Annotated in this window: 20 protein-coding genes; 11 read left to right on the forward strand and 9 right to left on the reverse strand. The window is 70.5% G+C overall.

The window, feature by feature from the left end; all coding sequences use genetic code 11:
* Window positions 1-23: 23 nt before the first annotated feature.
* On the forward strand, window positions 24-1,244 hold the full coding sequence (locus ACPFP2_RS24735; protein ID WP_424091875.1) for a carbohydrate-binding protein: 1,221 nt from the start codon (window positions 24-26) through the stop codon (window positions 1,242-1,244).
* 196 nt (window positions 1,245-1,440) lie between these two features.
* On the forward strand, window positions 1,441-3,378 hold the full coding sequence (locus tag ACPFP2_RS24740) for a hypothetical protein (RefSeq protein WP_424091877.1): 1,938 nt from the start codon (window positions 1,441-1,443) through the stop codon (window positions 3,376-3,378).
* Between the two features lie 46 nt (window positions 3,379-3,424).
* Here ACPFP2_RS24740 and ACPFP2_RS24745 read toward each other — a convergent pair whose 3' ends face one another.
* Window positions 3,425-3,943 carry a sigma factor-like helix-turn-helix DNA-binding protein gene (locus ACPFP2_RS24745; protein WP_424091878.1) on the reverse strand — a complete coding sequence of 173 codons (519 nt, stop codon included), beginning with the start codon at window positions 3,941-3,943 and terminating at the stop codon, window positions 3,425-3,427.
* A 228-nt stretch (window positions 3,944-4,171) separates the two neighbouring features.
* On the opposite strand from ACPFP2_RS24745, the gene ACPFP2_RS24750 reads away from it, so the two are divergent.
* Window positions 4,172-4,900, forward strand: a complete 729-nt coding sequence (locus ACPFP2_RS24750) for a GerMN domain-containing protein (protein ID WP_424091880.1) — start codon at window positions 4,172-4,174, stop codon at window positions 4,898-4,900.
* A gap of 90 nt (window positions 4,901-4,990) precedes the next feature.
* Here ACPFP2_RS24750 and ACPFP2_RS24755 read toward each other — a convergent pair whose 3' ends face one another.
* Window positions 4,991-5,311, reverse strand: a complete 321-nt coding sequence (locus ACPFP2_RS24755) for a hypothetical protein (protein ID WP_424091882.1) — start codon at window positions 5,309-5,311, stop codon at window positions 4,991-4,993.
* Between ACPFP2_RS24755 and ACPFP2_RS24760 the strand changes: the two genes are divergently transcribed.
* Window positions 5,301-5,879 (forward strand): hypothetical protein, encoded by a 579-nt coding sequence (locus tag ACPFP2_RS24760; RefSeq protein WP_424091884.1) that lies wholly within the window; start codon window positions 5,301-5,303, stop codon window positions 5,877-5,879. The genes ACPFP2_RS24755 and ACPFP2_RS24760 overlap by 11 nt on opposite strands.
* Window positions 5,880-5,985: 106 nt before the next feature.
* Here ACPFP2_RS24760 and ACPFP2_RS24765 read toward each other — a convergent pair whose 3' ends face one another.
* Window positions 5,986-7,263, reverse strand: a complete 1,278-nt coding sequence (locus ACPFP2_RS24765) for a hypothetical protein (protein ID WP_424091886.1) — start codon at window positions 7,261-7,263, stop codon at window positions 5,986-5,988.
* Window positions 7,264-7,447: 184 nt separating this feature from the next.
* The gene (locus ACPFP2_RS24770) at window positions 7,448-8,758 is read right to left on the reverse strand and encodes a hypothetical protein (RefSeq protein ID WP_424091888.1); all 1,311 of its coding nucleotides are present in this window, start codon (window positions 8,756-8,758) and stop codon (window positions 7,448-7,450) included.
* A gap of 354 nt (window positions 8,759-9,112) precedes the next feature.
* On the opposite strand from ACPFP2_RS24770, the gene ACPFP2_RS24775 reads away from it, so the two are divergent.
* On the forward strand, window positions 9,113-10,573 hold the full coding sequence (locus ACPFP2_RS24775; protein ID WP_424091890.1) for a family 43 glycosylhydrolase: 1,461 nt from the start codon (window positions 9,113-9,115) through the stop codon (window positions 10,571-10,573).
* Window positions 10,574-10,660: 87 nt separating this feature from the next.
* Here ACPFP2_RS24775 and ACPFP2_RS24780 read toward each other — a convergent pair whose 3' ends face one another.
* The 3 genes from ACPFP2_RS24780 to ACPFP2_RS24790 all read right to left on the reverse strand — a co-directional run bounded on the left by ACPFP2_RS24780 (window position 10,661) and on the right by ACPFP2_RS24790 (window position 14,819).
* Window positions 10,661-12,181, reverse strand: a complete 1,521-nt coding sequence (locus ACPFP2_RS24780; RefSeq protein ID WP_424091892.1) for a protein kinase domain-containing protein — start codon at window positions 12,179-12,181, stop codon at window positions 10,661-10,663.
* Window positions 12,132-13,130 (reverse strand): LacI family DNA-binding transcriptional regulator, encoded by a 999-nt coding sequence (locus tag ACPFP2_RS24785; protein WP_424091894.1) that lies wholly within the window; start codon window positions 13,128-13,130, stop codon window positions 12,132-12,134. The genes ACPFP2_RS24780 and ACPFP2_RS24785 overlap by 50 nt, the downstream gene beginning before the upstream one ends.
* Before the next feature lie 501 nt (window positions 13,131-13,631).
* On the reverse strand, window positions 13,632-14,819 hold the full coding sequence (locus ACPFP2_RS24790; RefSeq protein WP_424091896.1) for a cellulose binding domain-containing protein: 1,188 nt from the start codon (window positions 14,817-14,819) through the stop codon (window positions 13,632-13,634).
* Between the two features lie 459 nt (window positions 14,820-15,278).
* Here ACPFP2_RS24790 and ACPFP2_RS24795 point away from each other — a divergent pair, with 459 nt between their 5' ends.
* From ACPFP2_RS24795 to ACPFP2_RS24815, 5 genes are all read left to right on the forward strand, one after another.
* Window positions 15,279-17,267, forward strand: coding sequence for a cellulase family glycosylhydrolase (locus ACPFP2_RS24795; protein ID WP_424091897.1), 1,989 nt, complete (start codon window positions 15,279-15,281; stop codon window positions 17,265-17,267).
* A gap of 29 nt (window positions 17,268-17,296) precedes the next feature.
* The gene (locus ACPFP2_RS24800) at window positions 17,297-18,289 is read left to right on the forward strand and encodes a lytic polysaccharide monooxygenase (protein WP_424091899.1); all 993 of its coding nucleotides are present in this window, start codon (window positions 17,297-17,299) and stop codon (window positions 18,287-18,289) included.
* Window positions 18,290-18,503: 214 nt separating this feature from the next.
* Window positions 18,504-19,379 carry an endo alpha-1,4 polygalactosaminidase gene (locus tag ACPFP2_RS24805; RefSeq protein WP_424091901.1) on the forward strand — a complete coding sequence of 292 codons (876 nt, stop codon included), beginning with the start codon at window positions 18,504-18,506 and terminating at the stop codon, window positions 19,377-19,379.
* Between the two features lie 116 nt (window positions 19,380-19,495).
* Window positions 19,496-20,803, forward strand: coding sequence for a hypothetical protein (locus tag ACPFP2_RS24810; protein WP_424091902.1), 1,308 nt, complete (start codon window positions 19,496-19,498; stop codon window positions 20,801-20,803).
* 126 nt (window positions 20,804-20,929) lie between these two features.
* Window positions 20,930-21,889: a hypothetical protein gene (locus ACPFP2_RS24815; RefSeq protein WP_424091903.1), complete on the forward strand. Its 960-nt coding sequence runs from the start codon at window positions 20,930-20,932 to the stop codon at window positions 21,887-21,889.
* A 45-nt stretch (window positions 21,890-21,934) separates the two neighbouring features.
* Here ACPFP2_RS24815 and ACPFP2_RS24820 read toward each other — a convergent pair whose 3' ends face one another.
* The gene (locus ACPFP2_RS24820) at window positions 21,935-22,687 is read right to left on the reverse strand and encodes a GerMN domain-containing protein (protein WP_424091904.1); all 753 of its coding nucleotides are present in this window, start codon (window positions 22,685-22,687) and stop codon (window positions 21,935-21,937) included.
* 188 nt (window positions 22,688-22,875) lie between these two features.
* On the opposite strand from ACPFP2_RS24820, the gene ACPFP2_RS24825 reads away from it, so the two are divergent.
* Complete coding sequence (locus ACPFP2_RS24825) at window positions 22,876-23,397, forward strand: sigma-70 family RNA polymerase sigma factor (protein WP_424091906.1); 522 nt, start codon at window positions 22,876-22,878, stop codon at window positions 23,395-23,397.
* A gap of 23 nt (window positions 23,398-23,420) precedes the next feature.
* Here ACPFP2_RS24825 and ACPFP2_RS24830 read toward each other — a convergent pair whose 3' ends face one another.
* Window positions 23,421-24,017, reverse strand: a complete 597-nt coding sequence (locus ACPFP2_RS24830) for a TetR/AcrR family transcriptional regulator (RefSeq protein WP_424091907.1) — start codon at window positions 24,015-24,017, stop codon at window positions 23,421-23,423.
* Between the last annotated feature and the right edge of the window lie 53 nt (window positions 24,018-24,070).

The raw sequence follows: 24,070 nt of genomic DNA on the forward strand, positions 1-24,070 counted from the left end.
CCCTCGTACCGGAAGGACCTCTGATGTCACGGATCTCCCGTCCCGGTCTCGCGGCTGCGGCCTGTGCCCTCGGGCTCGGCGCTGTCGTCGCGTTGACCGGGCAGCCTGCGCAGGCCGCGCCGCCGGCTCTCGATTTTGGTTGTGAGCGGATCGCCTGGAGTTCGGACGGTAACTACCACGATCGCGACGACATCGGCGCGTCGGCGATGGCGTTGGCGTTGCTCGCCGAGCGGGGGCAGCAGTCGCGGCTGGTGCACTGGGACTACAACTCGCACCTGGGCAGCTCGACGGCGAGCTGGGAGCGGGACATGGTCACCGCCACCGAGGGCGTCGGCGGGCGGTTCGGCTACGACGTGGCCGGCATCTTCCGCAACAGCCAGACGAATCTGGACGCCGCGGTGACCCACCTGCGTTCGGCGGTCGACGCGTCCACCGCTACCAACCGGCTGTGCCTGGTCGGCGCCGGCCCGATGGGGGTGGTGTACCGGGCGTTGCAGGGCTCGAACAGCGCGGCGCGTCAGCACGTCACGCTGATCTCGCACTCGGACTGGAACAACAATCACGACGACGATGACAACCGGTGGAACCTCGCCGACATCCGCCGCGACTTCCCGCAGGTCAAGTACAAGAGGATCCCGGATCAGAACGCCGGTCTGGGCACCGGTGGCGGTGAGGAGAAGTGGGCCTGGATGGCCGACAACTCCGACCAGCGGCTGCGCTACGCGCACGACGTGGTCAACAACATCATGAACAAGAAGGGCGACGTCTCCGACGCCGGAATGATGTACTACCTGATCACCGGCGACGACTCCGGCAACGCCAACAAGCTGCGCACCTTCCTCACCGCGTCCGGAGGTGGAACGTCGCCGCAGACCGTGCAGGGTGAGTCGTTCACGTCGAACTCGGGGGTGCAGGTGGCCTTCCACGCCCCGGCGCAGGGCGGCGCCACGGCGGGTTATGTGAACGACGGTGACTGGGCCGGCTACGCCCAGGTGTCCACGGTCGGCCGGACGCAGTTCTCCGCCCGGGTGGCCTCCGGCACCTCGGGCGGCACCATCGAGGTGCGTTCCGGCTCGCCCACGGGTGCGCTGCTCGGCACGGTCGACGTGCCCGCCACCGGCGGCTGGACGACCTACACGACCGTCTCGACGACGCTGTCGGGCACCGGGACCGGGCCGCTGCACCTGGTCTTCACCGGCGGCACCGGCTTCCTCCTCGACGTCGACAGCTTCACCGTGAGCTGACCTCGCCAGTCCCGTCGGTCGCGCCGGTGGTGGGTGCCGTTCACCCACCACCGGCGCGAACTGTTCGTGGTACGTCCACCGCCCCACGACGGTCGTGCAGTTCCCGGCGACGGGGTGAAACGCCAGGGACGGGTGCGGAGTGTTCCTGGCTGGACCTGTTCCACCCCACCCCAGACCGGTCAGCCGAGGAGTACGAATGTCACGCAGTTCACGACGAACAGTAGGAGCTGTCGCTGCCGCCGCGGTCGCCGTGGGAATGGCGCTGGCCGGGGTGGCGACGGTGCACGCCGACGACGACGTCGCGGCACCGGTGGAGTTGACCGACCGCTGCGGCTTCGCCGCCGGTGACCAGTGGCGTCCGGTCCCGCTCGACATCGGCGACCACGACCTCGCCGGGCGGGCGCCCGACGACGATGTCAGCGGTGTTCGGGTCGCCGCGGGGTTCCGGGTGTCGGTCTTCGACCGAACCGACTCCGCCGACCCGCTGGTGGTGCTGACCAAGGACGAGGACTTCTGCGGCAGCCCGCTCAACGACCGTGCCAGCCGGATACTGATCGAGCGGATCGACGCACCGGCCGACGGCGCCACGCCCAGCGCAGCCGCTTCGCCATCGCGGCCGGCCGTCCCGTCCACGCCGGCCCCGGCCGAGCCCGCCCCGGAGCCGCCTTCCTCGGCGGTATCGGCCCGTACCGTGCAGTTCACGCCGGACACGGTCGCCGGACCGTCCTCGACCCACTACGGCGTCTCGGTACGTACCGCGGACCAGACGGTACGCCCGAAGGTGTATCAGATCGACGGATCACGGTTCACCGGCGACGACGGCGAGACCGTACAGCTGGCGAAGTGGCCGCCGACGCCCTCCGGGGCACTACGGACGGTGTCCTTCACCGGTTACGCCCAAGGCGCGACCGACACGACGGAGGTGTCGGTCAGCCTCACCGACGGCCGGACCTTCCCGTCACTGGCCGGCGTCGACATCCGCCCGCACCGCTACGGCATCCGGCCGACGGCCCTGTCCGCAGACCGTAAGACGGTGACGTTCCCGGTGACCGGCGGCAACAAGTGGATCAGCGTGCACTTCGGCGACGGCACCGGCTCGGACCTGCACTCGATCCACGTCAACGTGGACCTGACCACCGACTTCAAGGTCGCCAGGAACGCCCCGAACGTCGTCTACTTCGGTCCGGGCGAACACCGGATCGGCGGCGACCCGGCCGGCCGGGGCATCCTCGCGTTGGCCACCATGCCGGGCAAGGACACCGTCTACCTCGACCGGGGCGCCTACGTCTACGGCAAGATCGACCTCGCCGGGGTGACCGGGGGCCGGGTGATCGGGCACGGTGTGCTCGCCGGTGACGGTTTCCGCTACGCGGCCCGCAAGTCGCACCCCGCCGACGACGCGGCGATGATCTGGGCCGGCTTCGGCAAGGCCGCCGAAGCCAAGTCGGTCTCCGGCCCGACCCTGGTCAACGCCTCCCACTTCAACATCGTCACCGCCGCCGACTGGGACATCTCCGGCGTGAAGATCTTCGGCTGGAGCGGCAACAACGACGGCATCCACCTGCGCGACGGCACCCGGGTACGCGACTGCTTCGTCCGGGCCGGCGACGACAGCCTGCGCACGATGAGCAGCAACACCCTCGTGGAGAACTGCGTGGTGTGGCAGCACGCCAACGGTGGGGTGGCCATCTCCGGATGGAAGATCCCCACCGGAGCCGCCACGGCCAACACCTGGCGCCGCATCGACGTCGTCCGGGCGGAATGGCGTGCCGACCGGCCCGCTCTCGGCGCGGCCGTCGTCTGGCGCTACGCCGAGAACCACGCCATCAGCGGCCTGCGCTTCGAAGACGTCCGTATCGACTACGGGGTACCCCAGGCTCTGCACGTGATGCTCACCGACTCCGCCACCGGCACCATCGGCGACATCACCATCGCCGGGCTGCGCGTCGACGGGCCGGTCACCGGCCGCAACACGATCTCCGCACGCCCCGGCACCCGCATCGCCAGGGTGACGATCAGCGGTCTCGTCATCGACGGCAGGCGGGTCACCGCCACCAACGCCGGCACCGTCGGAAAGCTCAGCGTCAGCGGTGCCGTCAGCGGCGTCACCATCGACGGCCAGCCGCTGCCGTGAACGCGGGGTGGGGTGCGGAGGTGACACCGCACCCCACCCGCTGCGCTCAGGGGCGAAGGTGGGCGAGGAGTTCGCTGGTCCCGGTCGCCTCGTCCACCCGCAGCGCCGCGTGCAACTGCTGGCGGCCCCGTCGCAGCCACGTCTTGACGGTGTTCTCCGGAACGCCCAGCTCGGTAGCCACGTCCCGCACGGGAAGGTCGACGACATAGTGCAGCACCAATGCCTGCCGGTGCCGTACCGGCACCGCCCGCAGCGCCTCGGTGACGGCGACACCGTCAGTGCCGTCGCCGTCGTGGAACCGATCGGCACCGAGGCGCAGCAGGGCGGCCGCGCCGCGCAGCGCCCTGCGGCGCCGGGAGAACGCGAGGTTGAAGGCGACCCGCCGGACCCACGCCTCCGGCGCCTCGTAGCCGCTGATCTTCGCCCACCGGGGCAGAGCACGGGAGAACGCTTCCTGAGCAAGCTCCTCAGCGTCATGACGGTTACCGGTCAGCACGAACAGCTGACCCACCAGCCGACGGTACGTGGCCAGGTAGAACTCGGTGAAATCCCGATCTGTCGACATCGGACCTCTCGACACCTGCCGCAACGTGCGCATCCCCGAGTCGGCGCTAACCGTGCGGCGACCATCCGACCTGGACGCTGCCGTACTCATCCGCTTAAATAACGATCGCACCGTATGTGATTAATGCGGCAGCGTCAAACGGTAGAATGGCGACGGCTTCGCCCAGGGGGGACAACGGTGACTGACGGAATTCCGGACGGCGAGGCGACGCGCGATGCGCTGCGCCGGATGGCCGGGACTGCCGCCGACACCGCACGTCCACCGGATCTGGGCGACCTGAGCCACCGCGCACGCCGTCGCCGCGTTCGCTCCGTCACCGCGGCCGGCCTGGTCGCCGCGGCGATGGTGGCCGTTCCCGTTGGCGTGGGCGTGACGGCCGCACCGACGCGCGAGCCGCAGCTCGCCGCTCCCGCACCGACGGCCCCCGCCGCGCAGGCGCCGGTGCCCTCGCCGCCCGGTCCGTCGAATGTCCCATCCACCGCGTCGGCGAACGCCCGGACGACGGAGACCGGCGACCCGATACAGCCGGCGACCGAGCCGACCATCGGCACCCGCCAGGTGAAGCTGTTCCTGCTACGTGAGCAGGCCGGCCAGCGCTGCCCGCAGGTCGTCGCGGTGACCCGGGAGGTCCCGGCCCGCAGCGTCGCCAAGGAGGCACTGCGGGCGCTGCTCGACGGCCCCACGCCCGCCGATCGCGCGGCGGGCCTGACCAGCGCCTTCGACGGTGACGCCCACCGCTTCCGCTACCTGAAGCTGGACGGCACGAACGCGCGGGCGGATTTCACCGATCTCGACGGCATCCTGGCCCCGGACGACAGCTGCGAGAAGACCAAGCTGCTGGAACCGATGCGCCGCACCCTGGAACAGTTCGGCTGGATCGAGCAGGCACGGTTCTCCATCCGCGGCGACCAGCGAGCCTTCTACGTCGGCATACTCCACGATCAGGTTCCCGACTGACGACCCGCTCGGCCACCTCCCGCGTGGACGAGACGTGAAACCTGGCGCCGGCATGCGGAGTGCCATGTGTGTGAACCTTCAACGCCAGAATCAGAACCGGCCGCCCAGCCCCGTCAGCAGGACCGGCGTCGCGTGTACCGTCCGACGGCGATCGCGGGTCGCCGCGCTGATGGTGATCGCCGCCCTCAGCGGGGCGAGCGGCGGGTGCGAACCGGGCGACACCCGGGTCACCGTGGCCCCGTCCACGAAGCCCCCGGCCACCGCGGCGAACCCGATCACGTCAGCCTCGGCCACAGTCCCGAGCGCCTCGCCTACGCAGCGCACCAGCAGCGCCTCGGCCTCCAACGCGCCGAGCAGGCCCGATTCCGCCGCGACGACCAAGGCACCCACGACCCCACTGGTGCCGGTCACCAGCAAGAACACCTCCCAGGGGCGGCTGTACATGGTCTCCGGGCTGTCACAGTTCGAGGCCAACCACGCGTACCGGTACATCGCGATCGTCACCGGCACGGAGCCGGGCGTCAACGGCCACCCCGGGCTCAGCGCCACGCAGAAGGCCGCTCTCCGCACCCACCTCAGCTCCATCGTGGCCACGGTCTCGATCGACCACGGCGGCAAAGGCCTGCTGCCGGGCGACGGCACGATCAGCTACTTCGAGATGTACACCGCGATGGCACTCGGCTCGACGCTCTACCGCCCGTTCTTCGCGGCCGAGGCGCACATCGACGACGAGTACGGCCGCAACTGGAGCGAGAACCTCCGAAAGTTGGTCGTCGCAGCCGGTGGCATCTCGGCCGACATCGTGACGATGATGCTCGATCGGGTAGCCAACGGTCAGAAGATCGAACGTGGACACAACGGCGCCATCGAGACCTTCGGCGGGCTCGGCAGGGAGTACCAGCCGCACCGCCTGCGCAACGACAAGGCCTTCTCACGCAGTGCCGGCCGTCTTCAGGAAGTCATCAACACACTGAAGTGAAGACGGGCCCCGCCCGGCCGACGGTTCCTCGTCGGCCGGGCGGTTGGCTGGATGCAGCTTGTCGACCGGCCGGGCCGCTGCATCCAGCCGGCCCGGCCCGCGCGGTTCACTTCGCGGCGGCGCGCAGGTCGTCGAAGATCGCGGGTGCCTGGGCGCAGACCCGGTCGTACGCCTTGTTGAAGTTGGCGTCGCCCTTGCCGTTGGTGTCGTAGTCGGCGATCCCGCCGTGCAGGAACACCAGGAAGGTGATCGAGTCGGAGAAGTCGGGCGTGATGCCGGCGTACTTGGCGTTCAGGTGGACGCCCAGGCCCTTCTTCGGGATGGTCACGTTGGCGTCGCACGCGCCGCGGGCGGTGTTGATGAACTTCTGCCCGGCGGCGCCCAGCTCGATCAGCTTGATCTTGTTCTTGGCGGCCAACTCGTGTACGTATTCGCAGGCGGAACGGTCGGGCCCGCAGTTCGGGTCGATCGGGAAGCCCGGACTGGTGACCGTCCAGTGGCTGATGATGGAGAGCTTCGCGAGGTCCTGCGGGGCGTTGTGCTCCAGCCAGCAGGCCGCGCCGGCGGACTCGGTCATCGGCCCCCAGTTGAGCACGGTCAAGCCGCCGGCACGCACGGCCTCGATCAGTGCGTTGACGGTGGCCGGCGGGTTCTTCACCCACGGGTTGGAGGCGGTGCAGGTGGTGAAGCCGCCCTTGAGACCGCAGATCGAGGACAGTTCCAGGTTCTTCAGGTACGCCCCGTAGGCGTTCCGCGCGTGCGTCATCGCCCCGGCGCAGTCGGTGATCCGCTGCTCACCGCCGACCACGACCTTGGCCAGCGAGAACTTCGAGGCGTACACGCTCAGGGCCGCCAGGGCCGAGATGTCGTCGGCGTCGGTCTCGCCGCCCGGCTCGCTCATGTCGGAGGTCACCCACAGCTTCGGCTTGCTCGGGTCTGTGGGAGCCGGCGTGGTGGGTGGAGCCGGGGTCGTGCCGCCGTCCTGGTCGACGGTGAACGTGACGCTGCGCCTGGCCGTGGTGGATCCCTTGCTGGCGACAGCGGTCAGGGTGTACCTCCCCTCGGACACCGTCCGGCTGTCCCATCCGAAGGGTGACCCGTTGTTGTCGCCACCGAAGAAGTACGGTGCGACGCGTTCGGTCCGGGTGAGGTCCGTCGGGCCGTCGAGGTGGAACACGACGCTGTCGGGCCGGCCGTCGACCTTCGCCTCGATCGCCACCTTTCCGCTGAGCACCCCGCCCGCGGGGACTCCGGTCAGTCCCGTCACCTGGAGGGTCTCGTCGGCGGAGGCCTGCGGCCCCAGTATCCAGATGCCCGCCACCATCGCGGTCGCCGCCGCGGCGAAACCTGCCGCGGTCGTCCATCGCCTGCTTCTCTTCGCCATGCCTGTCACTCCTGCCAGTGCTTGTGTCGATGCCCGCCGCGGTCACGGAAGGCAGTTACGAACGAGAGATCCCGTCCAGCCGCATGCGGCGTACGCGTCGGAGGGCGGGGACGGTGAGGTGAAGGTGGTGGTGACTCGGGGTGCGGAGCCGGGCGACGTCCCGGCTCCGCACCCGGTGATGCCGTTACTTGCAGCCGGTGACGACAACCTTGTTGCCGGAGGTGTTGGCGCCCTGGAAGGTGTTGGCGGAGGTGCTGCGCACCACCGCGCAGTCACCGCCCTCGACACGGATGGTCTTGTTCTTCACGCCGTCCTTGAACGCGTAGAGCGGCGCCTCGACCATTCCTGGGTTGACCTTGCGGGTGAATCCGTCACCGACGATCCTGATCGTCCGGGTGTCGGCCTTCGTGCCGCCGGCCCAGGAGAAGACGCCCTGGTTGTAGCCGTTGGACGAGTTGGAGATGACGGTCAACCCGTCCAGGATCGCGGTGCCCTGCCCGTAGTCGCCCCAGGCCATCTGGATCGGCGCGCCGTTGCGGTTGTGCACGATCGTGGTGTCCCGGATGGTGAGGTCGCCGGTGTAGAGCTTGGCGGAGTCGTCCCAGGTGTCGATGAAGGTGTTCTCGATCAGCGAGTTGTCGCCGCCGCTGAAGCCGTCGGAGTTGTTGCTGCCCAGGTCCCGGTTGTCGATGTACCGCATGCCCGACATGACGACCTGCGCGCTCTTCGCCCACATGTGGTAGAAGCGCGGGTTGACCGAGGTGTAGTTGCGCAGGGTCAGCTTGATCTTCGCTTCGGTCGTCACGCCGGCCCGGGCGTAGTCCTTGGCGTGCGGGCCGTCACCGGTCAACTGGGACGTCTGCTTGTCCCGGCCGGTGATCGTCAACGCCTTCGTGCGGTTGGCGGGGATGAAGAAGTTGCCCTTCAGGGTCACCCCCGCGCCGATCACGATCTCCGTCCAGGAGTCCGGTACGGAGAGCTTGCCGATGGTCTTGTTGGCGGTGAACGTCGCCACCCCGTTGCTGACCGACGGGTTCGCCGCACTCGCGTCGCCGCCGGTCGTCGGCGTCGGCACCTGCGTCGGCGCCGGCTTGCCGGCCTGCTGGCCGACCGTGAACCGTACCGTCTGCTGGGAGGTGCCGCCGGGGCCGATCGCCCGCACCGCCAGCGTGTACGCGCCGTCCGGCGCGGTGGCCGCGTCCCAGCCCGGCACGATCGTGCCGTTGTTGCCCAGGAAGTAGTAGGGCGCCTGCCGTTCGGTCCAGGTCGCCGTGCGCGCCCCGGAGAGCGAGAACTCCACCCGGTCGACCGTGCCGCTGGTGCGCGCCTCGATCCGGGCCGTGCCGCTCAGCGTGGCGCCCTCGGTGACACCGGCGAGCTGCGTGATGCGCGGGGCGTCGTCGGCGGAGGCGCTCGGGGCCACCGCCCACGCCCCACCACCCGCAGCCACCACCAGGCCGGCAATTGCCAACTGACGCCAGGATCGTCGTGACATCGTCGCGTCTCCTCAGGACTCGTCCGACTTCCGCAGGTCGGCGGAAGCGCTCATCGACAAGAGACACCCCGCGTCCCTGGTCCAGGTTTCGTCGCAGGGACGTCGGATGCAGCGCTGCCGCGGCGAAGCCGTCCACCGTCACTCCTCCTGGGCGTTGGCCGCAGCCGGCGTGGACGGCGCGGCGCCGCTGCCGGACCCGCTCGACCGTCGTGTGACCGGGCCGGACACGAATGACGGAAAACTGCGCGCGATGAAACCGCCCACGAGGTTGGAGAGTGTTCCCCCACTGTCAACAGCGACGCCATGCCGGTTCATCGAGTCGGCGAGGCCAGTGGCCCCAGAAGGAGTTCCGTAGTGCCCAGTAGAACGAGACTGCTCGCCGCAGCCGTCGGCGCCGTCACCGTGTTCGGGATGGCGGTCGCCGGCATCACCTCCGCCAACGCCGATCAGCAGCAGGCCGTCAGGACCAGCACCGCCGCCGCGGTCACCTCCGGCAACCCGATCGTGAAGGACATCAGAGGCGCCGATCCGGACGTCCACGTGTGGGACGGCACGGTGTGGATGTACACCTCCCAGGACCAGCCGCCGATCGACTCCACCACGAACTACTCGGGGATGGACGGCTACCACGTCTTCTCCTCCACCGACATGGTGAACTGGAAAGACCACGGTGAGATCCTGCACTCCCGCGACGTCAGCTGGGGTTCGCGCGGCTACATGTGGGCGCCGGGCGCGGCCCGCAAGGGCACCACGAACTACCTGTTCTACCCGCACAAGGACAAGAGCGGGGTCTGGCGGATCGGGGTGTCCACCGCGAACAGCCCGGCGGGGCCGTTCAAGGACATCGGCAGCCACATCCCGAACATCTCCGGGATCGACCCGATGGTCCTGCAGGACGGCAGCAACTACTACCTGTACTGGAGCGGCTGGAAGAACGAGGGCGGGCAGACCAAGCACATCCCGTACGTCGCCAAGCTCAAGAGCAACATGACCGAACTGGCGGAGAGCCCGCGTGCGGTCAACTACGGAGCGACGAACCACAAGGAGGGCATCTTCGTCTTCAAGAAGGGCTCCACCTACTACTTCACCTACACCGACTGGCAGGGCAACCCCGATCAGGGCTTCTGGGCCACCGGCAGCTCCCCCTACGGCCCGTTCGGCGGTGCCGGCCAGCTCAAGGGCGCGGTCGGGCCGCGCCCCGCCGGGGCGCAGGACCACCATTCGATCATCGAGTACGCCGGTAAGTGGTACTACTTCTACCACGTGGGCAACTACACCAACGCCGCCGGTCAGTCGGGCGCCGGATACCGCCGCAACGCCTCGGTGGACTACCTGCACTTCCGGTCCGACGGCGGCCTGCAGAAGGTCGTACACACCACGACCGGGGTGAACCAGGTGACCTCGCCGGACGGCGACACCCCGCCAGGCGACCCCGGCCGGATCCAGGCCGAGGACTTCACCTCGCAGACGGGCGGCATCCGCATCGAGACCACCGCCGGCGCCGACGGGCGCAGCATCGGGTACGTCACCGACGGCTCCTCGGTCACGTACGAGGTGGACGTCACCGCCACCGGACGCCACCAGGTGACCTTCCGCTACGCATCGGCGGCGGCAGGCGGCCGGATCAGCGTCAAGCAGGGCCAGACGCAGGTCGGTACGACGACCGCCGCCGGCACCGGTGCCTGGACGGCCTGGCGTACCGTCACCACCGACGTCGACCTCAAGGCCGGCACGAAGCAGCGCCTCACCCTCACCTTCGAGGGCGACGGCGACTACCTGCTCAACCTGGACCTGCTCGACATCGTCCGGCGCTGACGGCAACACGCACCATGCGTTCCGCCCGGGCAGGACCGGGCCGGGCGGAACGCCGCCGAGCGATGAGAATGGTGGCGCTCGTCGGCGTCAGCCCGGTGCCGTGGTGAGGCCGTTCACCGCATTGGCGACGCGCTCGACGGCAGCATCCAGGGCGCCGGCCGCTGCTGCCGAGACACCGCCGTCCCGGATCTCGTCGGCGACGCTGCGACGCAGGTCGGAGAGCAGCTGGGCCAGATTCTCGGGCCGGGCGCCCTGGTTGTTCACCACGTTGTCCACCTGCGCGCCGATCTTCTGCGCAGCCCCTGCCGTGACGGTGCCGTCGGCGACGCCGCGGCGGAGCAGGCCACGTAGCTCGTCGGCCGCTCGGGTGAGGGAGAGGGTGGGAGAGGCGGCGGGTGCGGCGGCCCTCGGTGTGGCCGCCGCGGCGGTCGGTGGCGCACTCGTGCTCCTCGTGCGCACCCCCCGGTTCGGCTCGGCCGTCCGTGGCGATCCGGTCGTGGGGGCGATTCGTGGCGGTGGGGACAGCGGCGGCCGGGACACCGCCGGTGCGGGTGGGAGTGCCGCATGCTGCGGGGACGGCGGCCGGGTGAGCAGGAGGACGGCCGTGGTCACCACCAGGGCCGTCACGACCAGCATCGCCGCCACGACGATCGAGGGCCCTGTCCTCCGCCGATCGTCAATGACGGCTGGTTCCGGCGCCGCTGTCACCGCCACGTCGATCGCAGCGGTGGCCCGAAGGATCCTCTCGGACGGTGGGGGAGTGGAGAGCGAGGCGCCGGTCAAGGCCGTCAGGTCGGCAGCCACCTCGGCGGCCGAGGGGCGCCGCGTCGGCTCCGGATCCAGACACCGCCGGCACAGCTGCGCCAACTCCGCAGGGACGTCGGCGGGCAGCCTGACAGGGCCGTCCGGAGGCTGCCCGGTGAGCATCTCGACGAGCAGGGCACCCAGGGAGTAGATGTCAGCCGCCGGATCGGCGGCAGCGTCGGCGAGACGCTCGGGCGCAAGATACGGAGGCGTACCGAACGTCCAGCTTCGCACCGGGCGCTCCCCGATCCGGGCAGCGATTCCGAAGTCGAGCAGCTTCACGTCGTCGTCGTCCACCATCACGTTGTCCGGCGTGACGTCCCGATGCACGACGCCCTGCGCGTGGACGGCGGCCAGCACCCTGGCCAGCCGGGCGGCGATACCGGCCGCCCGGTGCCAGCCGATCGGGCCGGCGGCCAGGACGTCGAGCAGGGACTCACCGGTCACCATCTGCAGGACGAGGTAGGTCACCGTCGTGCCGTCGGGCGCGCTCGCCTGGCCGACGTCGTGCACGACGACCGCGTCGGGATGTGAAACCGCCGCCACGGTCCGTGCCTCGTTTCGGGCGAGAGCGTCCCGGTCCACCGGCACCCCCCGCTCCGGTCCCGGGAGTTTGATCGCGACGAAGCGGTCCAGTTCCAGGTCGACCGCCCGCCAGATCACCGACATGCCGCCGGCGCCGATACGGTCCGACAACCGGTAGCGGCCGCCGAGCGTCTCGCCGGGGGCCGGCCAGCGAGCGGGCCCGTGCCGGTCAGGCGGACCGGCGACGGACGAGTTCGGTGGGAAGGATGACGGTGCCACTGGTGGGTTGTTCCTCGGTGACGTCGGCCAGCAGCAACCGGCAGGCGATCCTGCCCAACTGCTCGACCGGTTGGCGGACGGTGGTCAGAGCCGGCTGGACCAGCGCGGCCACGGGGGCGTCGTCGAAGCCGACCACCGCTACCCTGTCGGGTACGGCGCGACCGGCTCGTCGGAGCGCGTGCAGCGCCCCGACCGCCATCGCATCCGACGCGACGAAAACCGCGTCGACTGTCGGTACCCGGCCGATCAACCATTGCATGGCGTGGGTACCCGACGCCTGAGTGAAGTCACCGTACGCGATGGCGCGCGGTTCCATGCCGGCCTCCGCCATCGCCTCACGGTATCCCGCGAGGCGATCCGCAGCGGCCGGCATGTCGGGCGGCCCGGCGATCATGGCGACCCTACGACGTCCTGAGCGCAGCAGGTGACGCACCGCCGTGCGCGCGCCACCTCGGTTGTCCACGTCCACATAGGGGACGTCGACGAGATCGGCCGGTCGGCCGACGGCGCGCACCGGCACACCGGAGGCGGTCACTGCCCGCGCCACCTGCTGTTGGCCGTACCCGCCGACCAGGAGAACGCCGTCGGCGCCGCCGGTGAGCAGGTAGCGCTCGATCGCCGGCAGGTTGTCGCGCGTCACCGTGAGAATGGGCATGGGCGAGCCATGTACCGCCAGTTCGGCCTCGGCCCCGGCGGCCAACCGCGCGAAGAACGGGTCGGCGAACACGCGGGCCGTCGGCTCGCACACCACCAGGGCCACCACCGGCGGGTTCCGCTCCGGCTTCCGGACACTGCGCCGTACGTATCCCAACTGGTTCATCGCCGCGTACACACGCTGCCGTGCGCCGGTTGTGACCCGGACCGAGCCGGTGAGCACTCGGGACACGGTGGCCGGTGACACGTTGGCCGCCGCGGCGATCTGTTGAACGGTCGGCTGCGTGCGCATCATGCTCCGGCTCGAGGTCAGGTACCGAGCGGTCGACCCTGTCCTGGCGACAGGCGGGCGCGTCCGCAGCGCGACGAGCCCGGCCGATGTAGCAGGAAGCGGCCCTCGTCGCGGGGACTCTGCTCCCGACGGGGTGTGGCATGACCCGACACCGCCGGAACGACGGAAGCGTGGCACGACCGCGGCGACCTGGCAAGGGCGATGGCGCCGTGGATCCCCACGCCGTGACGGCCGGTGCAGGACCGTCACGTCCGGACGGTCATCGATCCATCGGCATCCCGTGGGCGCTGTCCGCCCGGGTCACGTCCACCCACGCATCGACCATGCGGCATGCCCGGCGATGCCGACCCGATCCGCGCGAACCTCGGGCATCGGCGGGAAACGCCGCTACCCGGAGAGCCAGTCCGTGAAAGGCATTTCAGGCGGCTCGGCGTGCGCAGCTTCCCGACGCCGCCCGGCGGTGCGGCCCGACACGGAGGGGCCGCACCGCCCGGACGGTGCCGTTCAACACCCCAGCGGGTGCGCCGAGACAGTGACGTCGTCGAACCACAGGGTGTTGTCACCACCGCCGTAGCTCTCCCAGCCGAACCGCACATCGGCGAGCGCGGGACGCCAGTCGCGTACGCTCCACTGCTGATCGACCTCGGCGGTCGGCGTACCGTCGACGAGCAGGCCCGGGACCACGACGCCATCCACGCTGGTGGACATCGTCCCGGAGGTCCCGTCCACGGTGAACGAGACGCAGTTCCACACCCCGGTCGGCAGGGGGGTGCTCTGCGCGACCCCCGCTGGGCTCTGGACGGGAACGGTGGCGTCGTCCGATTCGCGGTTCCACTGCAGCGCGCCGTTCTGCCCGCCGAGGCGCAGGTCCTTACCGCCGTCGGCGTCGTCCCGCAACGCGACGAGGGTCACGTGGCCTCCGGGCAGCGGGGTGCTGTGCCGGACCCAGAAGCGCACGTGCCAGGCCCTGCCCACCGTGGCGAGGTCGGCCACCGGTTGGACGAACACGTGGTTGCAGTAGCCGGCGCGACCGTCCACCCGTACCGATCTGGAACCGGAGTGGGCGATCGTGGAGTCGACCGTGGCCGTGCCGGATCCCTGGCAGTGGGGCCGACTCACGGTCCAGACGCCGCCCGGCGTGGTGCCCTCCTGGGTCTCGAACCCGTCGCAGAAGCTCGCGTGGTCGCAGTCGGCGTCCGGGGGACTGTCCGGCGGCGTGGACGGGCTGGGCGACGGCGGTGACGGTGTGGGGGTGCTCGGGGCGCCGGCGGGGTCGGTGCAGGTGAGCGTCACCGGCTGGACGTTCTGCGAGGCAGTGCCCAGGAGGCCGAGGGTCGTCGCCGTTGCCGGCGCCAGATCCGCGTTGAAGGTGGCGTTGGTCGCGGTCACCGTCGACCCGTCCTGGGTCACGGTGGCGTTCCACGCCTGGCTGATCTTCTCGCCGTTGGAGAAGGACCAGGTCAGCCGCCAGCCCGAGAGGGGGGCGGTCCCGGTGTTGGTGACGGTGACCTCGGCCTGGAATCCGCCGGACCATTGGCCGACGACCCGATAGGCCGCCGCACACGAGGTCGTCGACGCGGAGGCGGCGGGTGGGGCGAGCAGCACGGGTGCCGTCGCGGCGGCGAGCAGGACCGCGACGACGGTCGCGGCCGACGCCGACCGTGCGGTCGGCAGCCGGAGGGTACGGGCCATTCGTGACTCCTACGGTCAACAGGGGGTGGGTCCACGCCGAGGTGGACGCATCCCGGTGGTGGTGTCCGGGCGAGGTGTGGCGACGGCCGCTTCGCATCTCACGTCGGTGATGGTGGGTCGGAGATGCCGCTGCCCGGCAGGCCCGCGGTGGTCGAGCGCCCGATGCGGTGGCGACAGCCAACATGCCGCCGCCTGCGACTCGCCACCCCCTCTCCACTGATGCGAGGGCGACCTGCGGCGACGCCTGAAAGGCGTTTCAGTGGCGGGCTCGATGACCGCGGGGCGGACCAGGGGGCTCACGGAAGGCGTCACCGCAGGTGGGAACGTTCACTCGCCTCCGCCGTCGACGCGAATCGAGAATTCGATGAGTCGACGGCATGTCCGGCAGGTGACAAGGACCTGCCTATGCTTCGCCTGGAAGCGCTCCCATCGATCTCCACCACCATCTAAGGACAGGGCATGTCTCTGAGAAAATCGGTGCGCGGCGTCGCACTGGCGGCCTGCTTGGCCGTCGGTCTGTCGGCTTCCGCGACCGCTACGGCCGCCACGGCCGCTTCACCCCAGGCGTCGCCGGCGTTGGCAGCCGACGCCGCGGCACCGACCGCCGACTGGCTGCACACCGAAGGCAACAAGATCGTCGACGAGGCCGGCAACCAGGTTTGGCTCACCGGCGTCAACTGGTTCGGCTTCAACGCCACCGAGCGGGTCTTCCACGGCCTGTGGAGCGGCAACATCGACACCATCACCCGCCAGATGGCCGAGCGCGGCATCAACATCGTCCGGGTGCCGATCTCCACCCAGCTGCTGCTGGAGTGGAAGGCCGGTCAGACGGTGATGCCGAACGTCAACCTGTCGGCCAACCCCGAGCTGGCCGGCAAGAACAACCTGCAGATCTTCGACCACTGGCTGGAACTGTGCGAGAGGTACGGCCTGAAGGTCATGCTCGACGTGCACAGCGCCGAGGCGGACAACTCCGGCCACGTCTACCCGGTGTGGTGGAAGGGCACCATCACCTCGGAGCAGTTCTACCAGGGCTGGGAATGGGTCACCGCCCGGTACCGGACCAACGACACCATCGTCGCGATGGACATCAAGAACGAGCCGCACGGCACCCCCGGCAACCCGCCGCGCGCCAAGTGGGACTCCAGCACCGACCAGGACAACTTCAAGCACGCCTGCCAGACGGCGGGTCGGCGGATCCTGGCGATCAACCCGAAGGTGCTGATCCTCTGCGAGGGCATCGAGGTCTACCCGCGCCCCGGTGAGACCTGGGAGTCGCCGAACACCGACCCCGACCGCAGCCCCAACTACTTCTACAACTGGTGGGGCGGCAACCTGCGCGGCGCCAAGGACCACCCGGTCGACCTCGGCGCCAACCAGGACCAGCTCGTCTACTCCCCGCACGACTACGGACCGCTGGTCTACGAGCAGCCGTGGTTCCAGGGCGACTTCGACAAGACCTCGCTGACCAACGACGTGTGGCGGCCCAACTGGCTCTACCTGCACGAGGAGAAGACCGCACCGCTGCTCATCGGCGAGTGGGGCGGCCGGCTCGGTCAGGACGCCCGGCAGGACAAGTGGCTCAAGGCGCTGCGCGACCTGATGGGCGAGTACAAGCTGCACCACACGTTCTGGTGCCTCAACCCGAACTCCGGCGACACCGGCGGCCTGCTGCTGGACGACTGGAAGACCTGGGACGAGACCAAGTACAACCAGATCCTCAAGCCGGTGCTCTGGCAGCACAACGGCAAGTTCGTCAGCCTCGACCACCAGGTGCGCCTCGGCGGCAACGCGTCGACGACGGGTATCAACCTGACCGAGCGCTACGCCGACGGCAGCGAGGACGACGACGTCGCCCCGACCGCCCCGGGTCGCCCCGTGGCCACCGACGTCACCGCCAACGCGGCCACCCTCACCTGGGCGGCGTCGAGCGACAACGTCGGTGTCACCTCCTACGAGGTGCTGCGCGCCGTCGGCACCGCGCCGGCCACGGTCGTCGCCACCGTCTCCGGCACCACGCACCGCGTGGGCAACCTGACCGGCGACACCACGTACACCTTCACGGTGCGGGCCCGCGACGCGGCCGGAAACGTCTCGGCCGTCTCGCCGGGGCGTACCGTCACCACCCCGTCGGGCGGCGGTGGTGACGGCGGCTGTGCCGCGACGTACACCGTGAGCAACGCGTGGCAGGGCGGGTTCCAGGGCCAGATCCAGGTACGCAACACCGGCACCGCGGAGATCAACAGCTGGAAGGTCACCTGGACCAACCCGGGCGGCACCAGCATCTCGTCGGTCTGGAACGGGAAGTGGACCGTCTCCGGCGACAAGAACACCGTCACCAACGAGCCGTACAACGGCAAGGTGGCACCCGAGGCCGCGACCACCTTCGGCTTCACCGGCGCCGGTGCGGGCACCGCCCCGGCCGACCTGACCTGCGCCGCCTCGTGACCGGCCCGCTCAACCACGAAGGACAGACCGTGAAACGCAGAATCCTCGCACTCGCCGGGGCGGTGGCGACGCTCGTCGCGGCGGCCACCGCGGTGGTGGCCGCCCCCCAGCCGGCCCTCGCCCACGGGGCGATGACCTCGCCGGCGACCCGCACCTACGCCTGCTACCTGGAAGGGCCGGAGAGCCCGCTGACCAACGCCTGCCGCGACGCCGTCGCCCAGGGCGGCACCCAGCCGCTCTACGACTGGTACGGCGTGCTCATCGGCAACAACGCCGGCCGGCACCGGCAGCTCATCCCCGACGGCCAGCTCTGCGGCGCGGGCACCGCGAAGTACGCCGCGTACAACGCCGCGCGGACGGACTGGCCGACCACCGAGCTGACCCCGGGCGCCGACCACCGGTTCACGTACGCGGCCTGGGCGCCGCACCCCGGCACCTTCGAGCTGTACGTCACCCGGGACGGCTACGACCCGACCACGCCCCTCGCGTGGTCGGACCTGGAGCCCGTGCCCTTCTCGACGGTCACCAACCCGAGGATCGTCAACGGCGCCTACGAATGGGACGGTGTCCTGCCCGCCGGCAAGACCGGCCGGCATGTCATCTACTCCATCTGGCAGCGCTCCGACAGCCCCGAGGCGTTCTTCAACTGCTCCGACGTCGTCTTCGACGGCGACGGCGGAGGCAGCGGCCCCGGCCCCGACCCCGAGGCCGGCTGCACGGCGAGCGTGACGCTGGACCAGCGGTGGCCCGGCGGGTTCCAGGCGACGCTGACCGTCCGCAACGACGGGCAGGCCAGCGTCCGCCCGTGGTCGATCGGCTGGCACATGCCCGGTGGCGCCACCATCGGCAGCGGGTGGAACGCCACCGTCAGCCAGAGCGGGCACATGGCCCGCGCCGACGCACCGAGCTGGAACGAGCTCCTCGCACCCGGGTCGTCGGTGTCGGTCGGCTTCATCGCCTCGGGTGAGCCCTCGACCCCGGTGGTGGAGGGCACCCGGCTCAACGGCGTGGCCTGCGACTAGGCCGGCCTCGACTCCCGCCAGGGGACGGGCGGGGAGGAGGTCCGGCCGTGCGACCCGGTGGTCCACGGCCGGACCTCCGGCACCGGGCGGCCCGGCCCGGTCGGCGGGCGGTCCCGGACCGCCCGCCGCACCCACGAAACCTCGACCACCGTGCCGGTGTGTTGGTTGGTGACCCCGCCGCGTCGCGGCGGTGACCGGACCCGAAGGAGCACCGATGATCGCGCTGTCCCGGACCTGGCGTCGGCCGGCCACGCTCGCCCTCCTGCTCGCCACGGTAGCCGCCGCGACGTGGTCGGTGGTGCCGGACGCCTCCGCCGATCAGCGGCCCGAGCCGCCGGCCCGCCAGGCGCTCGGCGTCACCACAACCTCGGCAGCGGTGACGCTGCCCCCGGCGAACGCCGTGTTCGACTACCAGATCGGCGGCGCCTACCCACTGCCCGCCGGGGTGCGGGTGGTCAGCCGTGACCGCGAGGACGCCCCCGCCGCCGCCTACACGATCTGCTACGTCAACGCCTTCCAGACCCAACCCCAGGAGACCGCCTGGTGGAAGGCGAACCACGACGACCTGCTGCTGCGCGACGCCGCCGGCCGCTACGTCGTCGACGGCCAGTGGAACGAGATCCTGCTCGACATCTCCACCCCGGACAAGCGGGCCCGGCTCGCCGGCATCGTCGGCGGCTGGATCGACGGGTGCGCCCGCGACGGCTTCCAGGCCGTCGAACCGGACAACATGGACTCGTACCAGCGATCGCGGGACCGTCTCACCCGGGCCCAGGCGCTCGACTACGTCCGGCTGCTCACCGCCCGGGCCGACCGCATGTCGCTGCCCGTCGCGCAGAAGAACACCGTCGAGTTCGGTGCCGCCGGCAGGAACGCCGGCCTCGACTTCGCCGTCGCCGAGGAGTGCGCCCGCTGGACCGAATGCGACCGGTACACCGACGTCTACGGCAACCACGTCATCGTCATCGAGTACACCGACGAGGCATACCGCACGGCGTGCCGCACCGTCGGGGACACACTCTCCGTGGTCCGCCGGGACGTGCGGGTCAGTGCCCCCGGCAACCGCCGGTACGTCTACGACGCCTGCTGAAACCTCCGTACCGTCGGCGGAGTGTCCCCGGTGAGTCTTCCCGCGATCGGTGCGGGAAGCCACGAGTTGGGAGTCGACGGATGAGTGGCATGCCCCGAGCACGACGACGGTGGGCTGTGGCGGGACTGGCGGTGGCAGCGGCCGGCGGGATCTGGGCGGTCGTCCCGTCGGCGTCGGCCGCCGAGGCGCCCCAGATCACCGCGGTGACGGGCGTCGCCGAGGGAACCACGCTCAGCGGCATCGCCCGCATCGAGGCCCGCACCGTCGGCCAGGTGGAGCGGGTGGACTTCGACCTGGCCGGACCCAGCACGGTGCGATGGACCGAGCGAGCCGCGCCGTACCACTTCATGGGCAACGTCGGTGACGCGGTGCCCGGCCTGAACCCCGCGACGGTGCAGGAGGGCGCGTACACCCTCACCGTCCGCGCGGTCGGCCCGGCCGGCACGGCGAGCCGCACCGTGCGGTTCGCGGTGCGGCACGTCGCTGCCGACCCCGGACCGCGCCCGCCGGTCACGTCGCCGTCGCCATCGGCGACGTCGGCGCCGGTCGCCGCGCCCGTCGTCGACGCGGCCAACCCGTCGGTACGCGACGGGGTGGCCACCTTCACCGCGAGCCGCACCATCGACAAGTTCACCGTGCCCGACTCGTGGTCGCGGATCGTCATCGGCGCCGGGGTCACCCTCAAGGGCAACTTCCTCATCCCGGCCAACCGCACGAAGCCGCTGACGATCGCCGGCGAGAACGCCGAGACGTCACAGGTGGTCGGCAACGGACCACACGTCAAGGACTACAGCTTCGCCGGCGTCAGCACCGAGGCGCGGATCAAGCTCACCCTGTCCACCTACACCTCCCGCAACCCCCGGATCTTCCACATGCACGCCAAGAAGGCGCAGCTGCTCGTCTCCGGGATGCGCTACATCGACGACCGGGACGCCGGCAACAACAACTCCGACGGGTTCAGCGGCGGCGCGAACTCGGTCATCGAGAACACCTTCATCGACACCTGGGACGACTCGGTGAAGCTCTACAACGGCGACCTGACCATCCGGAACACCACTATCGTGCACAACCGCAACGGCGCACCCATCCAGATGGGCTGGGGCGACTACGGCACCGGCACCCTCACGATCGACGGCCTCACCGTCATCTCGAACTCCGAGGAGATCTACAACCAGGGCGTGGTGTCCTGGGCCGGCGGCGTCAAGGCCGACAGCCGCACCATCCGCATCGTCGGCGCCGGGCTGATCCGCAGGACGAACCCCGGGATGAAGGTCGCCCCGCTGTACGTGTTCCAGGACGGTGTGCGCAACAAGACCGTCAAGGTGGAGGGCGGCCAGTGCGCCATGGTGCGCAGCACCGCCAGCAACACCGAACACCGGGGCAACAGCTCCGGCAACAGGATCGTGGTCACCGGCTGCCGGTGACGCGATCGTGGTGCCGCGCCGTGACCGACGCTGTGTGAACCCCGGCTGAAACCTTTCGCGGTACGCCGGAGTGTCCCTGTCCGACACGGTCTCGCACCCCCTTGCGGGACCGGGAGGGAGATCAGCGTGAACATCCGTGGCAGACGCGGAATCGGACCCTTCGCCTTCGTGGCGGTGCTGGCGATGGCGGTCGCCGGCCTGTGGTCCATCGTGCCGTCGGCCTCCGCCGAGACCGGACAGCCGGCCGCCGCACCGGCGAAGCCGAAGGTCTGGGTGCTCAGCGACCTGAGCATCCCCGGCGGCGGCACCGACCGCGACGACATCGTCACCCTGGCGGCGATGAGCACCTACGCCGACCGGTTCGACATCGCCAAGGTCGTCGTGGGCTCCACCACCGTACGCATCGACTGTGACGCCGCCGTCGACTACGCGCGGGACTCGTTCGGCGCACACCTGCCGAACATCACCCTCGCCTCGACCTGCGCCGACCGGGAGGGTTTCACCACCTGCACCGCCGGCAACCCCTGGGTGGACAACCCGCCCGCCACCGTCCGGTCCCTGGTCACGGCCATCCGCGCCGGCAAGCTCACCGTGCTCAACTGGGGACCCATGACGGAGATCGCCGCCGCGGTCTGTCACCTGGAGAAGAAGTCCCCGGCCGACCTGGCCAAGGTGCGCATCATCAGCCACTGGACCGACCCCAGCCCCGGCTACGACGACAAGTACAACTGCAACAAGGACGTCTCCGCCTGCGACTACCTGCACCAGGCCGCGAAGCGGGCCACCGACCGGATCAGGCTGATCGAGATCGGCGCCGCCGGGCAGCGCTTCGTCGACGAGGCCAACGACGCCTGCCGCGCCGACACCGACATCCCCCGTACCGGCCTCGGCGAGTTCCTCAACGTCACCAAGGACACCGGCACCCCGGACCTGTCCGACGGTTCCACCTTCCTGCTCATGCTCACCGGGGGCCTGAAGGGCTACGAGAAGGACGGCACCGACGACGTCAACTTCACCAAGGGCTTCCGGCAGCTCTGCGACAACGCGCCGCAGATCTTCGACCACCTGCGGGCCAGCCTGACCTGACCAGGAACAGGCGGTACGGGGCGGCGGACACGCCGCCCCGTACCGTCAGTTCGGCACCCGGTCGTGCAGCACGTCGACGTAGAACGCCCGCTGGTCGCCCCGGATGGAGAAGCGTGCCTCCTCGATCCACTTGAACTGCTCCAACGTGCGCTGCATCGGCTCCAGCAGCTTCGTCTTCTCGCAGGAGTCGTCCGGGTCGAGGATCCCGTCCAGGTCGGTGAAGTCCGCCCGGGCCCGCGGCCCGTCCAGCTTGAGGTATTGGAAACGGTGTGAGTCGCGGTCGAAGACGCTGGTCAGCCCGGCGGCCCGTTCGGCTTCTGTGGGGCCCTCGAGCAACGCCCGCAGGGCCTGCTTGGCGACGCCCTGCGCGGGCAGCTCCCGGGTGACCGGCACCACCTGCGGACACTGCTGCCCGGCCCGCTCCCTGAGCAGGAAGAGCTTCACCCGCCGGGTGCCCGTCGTCGGCTCACCGGTCGGCTGGACCGGCTCCGAATCCTCCGACGGCCCGGCCGACGACGGCGCCGGGGAGGCCGAGGCGGGACCGGTAGGGGACGAGGACGGCCCGGCGACCACCGGTCCACGTGCGGGTGGCTCCTCGACGGCGGCGACGAGCGCCGGCACCCCCAGGAGACCGGCGACCACCACGCCCGCCGCCCCGGCCACCCCACGGCTGCGGCGACGACGGACCCGGCGCCGCAGATCCGCCACGTCCGGCGGGCGGGCGTCGCCTGCGGCAGCGCCCGCCGCCCGGCGCAGCGCGGCCCGGGTCACGCCCTCGTCCGGCACACCGTCGCTCACCGCTGTCTCCTCGTCCCGCCTCGTCGCCCTGGCACTCTACCGTTTGACGCCGATTCCTCGATCACATAGCGTGGCCTACGCGCGAATCGACGGGTGGTGGGGCCTCGTCCATGTCGGATGGTCACGCCGGGCATGTCCTCTGCTGGCGCAGGACATGACTCGCGGCGTGGCACGTGTCGAGAGGTCCGATGTCGACCGACCAGGAGTTCACCGAGTTCTACCTGGCCACCTACCGGCGCCTGGTGGGACAACTCTACGTGTTGACCGGTAGCCGTCACGACGCCGAGGAACTGGTCCAGGAAGCGTTTTCCCGGGCGCTGGCCCGCTGGGCCACGGTCAGTACCTACGACGCGCCCGACGCGTGGGTCCGCCGGGTCGCGTTCAACCTCGCCTTCTCCCGCCGCCGCCAGGCGCTGCGCGCGGCCACCGCCCTGCTGCGCCTCGACCGGGAGCCGCGACACGAGGTCGACCGCAGTGACGCGGTCGCCGTCGTCGAGGCCCTGCGGGCGGTGCCGATGCGCCACCGGCGGGCACTGGTCCTGCACTACGTCGTGGACCTGCCGGTACGTGAGGTCGCCGCCGAACTCGGCGTGCCGGAGAACACCGTCAAGACCTGGCTCCGGCGGGGACGCCAGCAACTGCACGAGGCGTTCCGTGACGACCTGTCCGCCGAGGCGACCGAACGGCTCCTGGCCCACCTCAAGGCGTGAGGGGCGGGGCATCGCCGGGGTGATCAGGGGCGCAGCGCCCGCAGCGCGTGGTCGACCAGGGCGTCGGCGTACGCGGCGGTGAGGGGGCCCGAGCGCAGCAGCCACCGCTGGTAGAGAGGGGCGTAGAGCAGTTCGAGCGCGAGGTCGAGATCCGCGTCGGCGGCGATCTGCCCGGCGCGCTGGGCGCTGCGCAGCCGCTCCTTCTTGGCCTCGTCGACCGGCCCGGCCAACTTCTCCCGGTACTGGGCGGCCAGCTCGGGATCGCCGGCGATCTCCAGGTTGAGCGCCCTGATCGGCGCCTCGAACGCGGGGTCGGCGAACTCGGCGACGGTCGCGCGCAGCACCGCCTTGAGGTCGGCCTCGATGTCGCCCGTGTCGGGCAGCGCCATCCCGTCCGCGCCCTCGCTCAGGGCCAGGAACGAGTCGAAGACCACCGCGCCCTTCGAGCGCCACCACCGGTAGATCGTCTGCTTGCCGACCCCCGCCCGGGTCGCGATCGCCTCGATCGACAGCTTGGCGTAGCCCACCTCGGAGACCAGCTCCCGGGTGGCCCGCAGGATCGCCTGGCGGGAGCGCTCGCTGCGCCGGGCGGGGTCGGGGGTCTTCACCTCGGGCGACATGCGGCGAGCATAGCGGATCAACGAGACGGTACGTCTCGTCTTGACAAGCCATC

It is taken from the genome of Micromonospora citrea, assembly GCF_049629545.1.
Classification (GTDB): domain Bacteria; phylum Actinomycetota; class Actinomycetes; order Mycobacteriales; family Micromonosporaceae; genus Micromonospora; species Micromonospora citrea_A.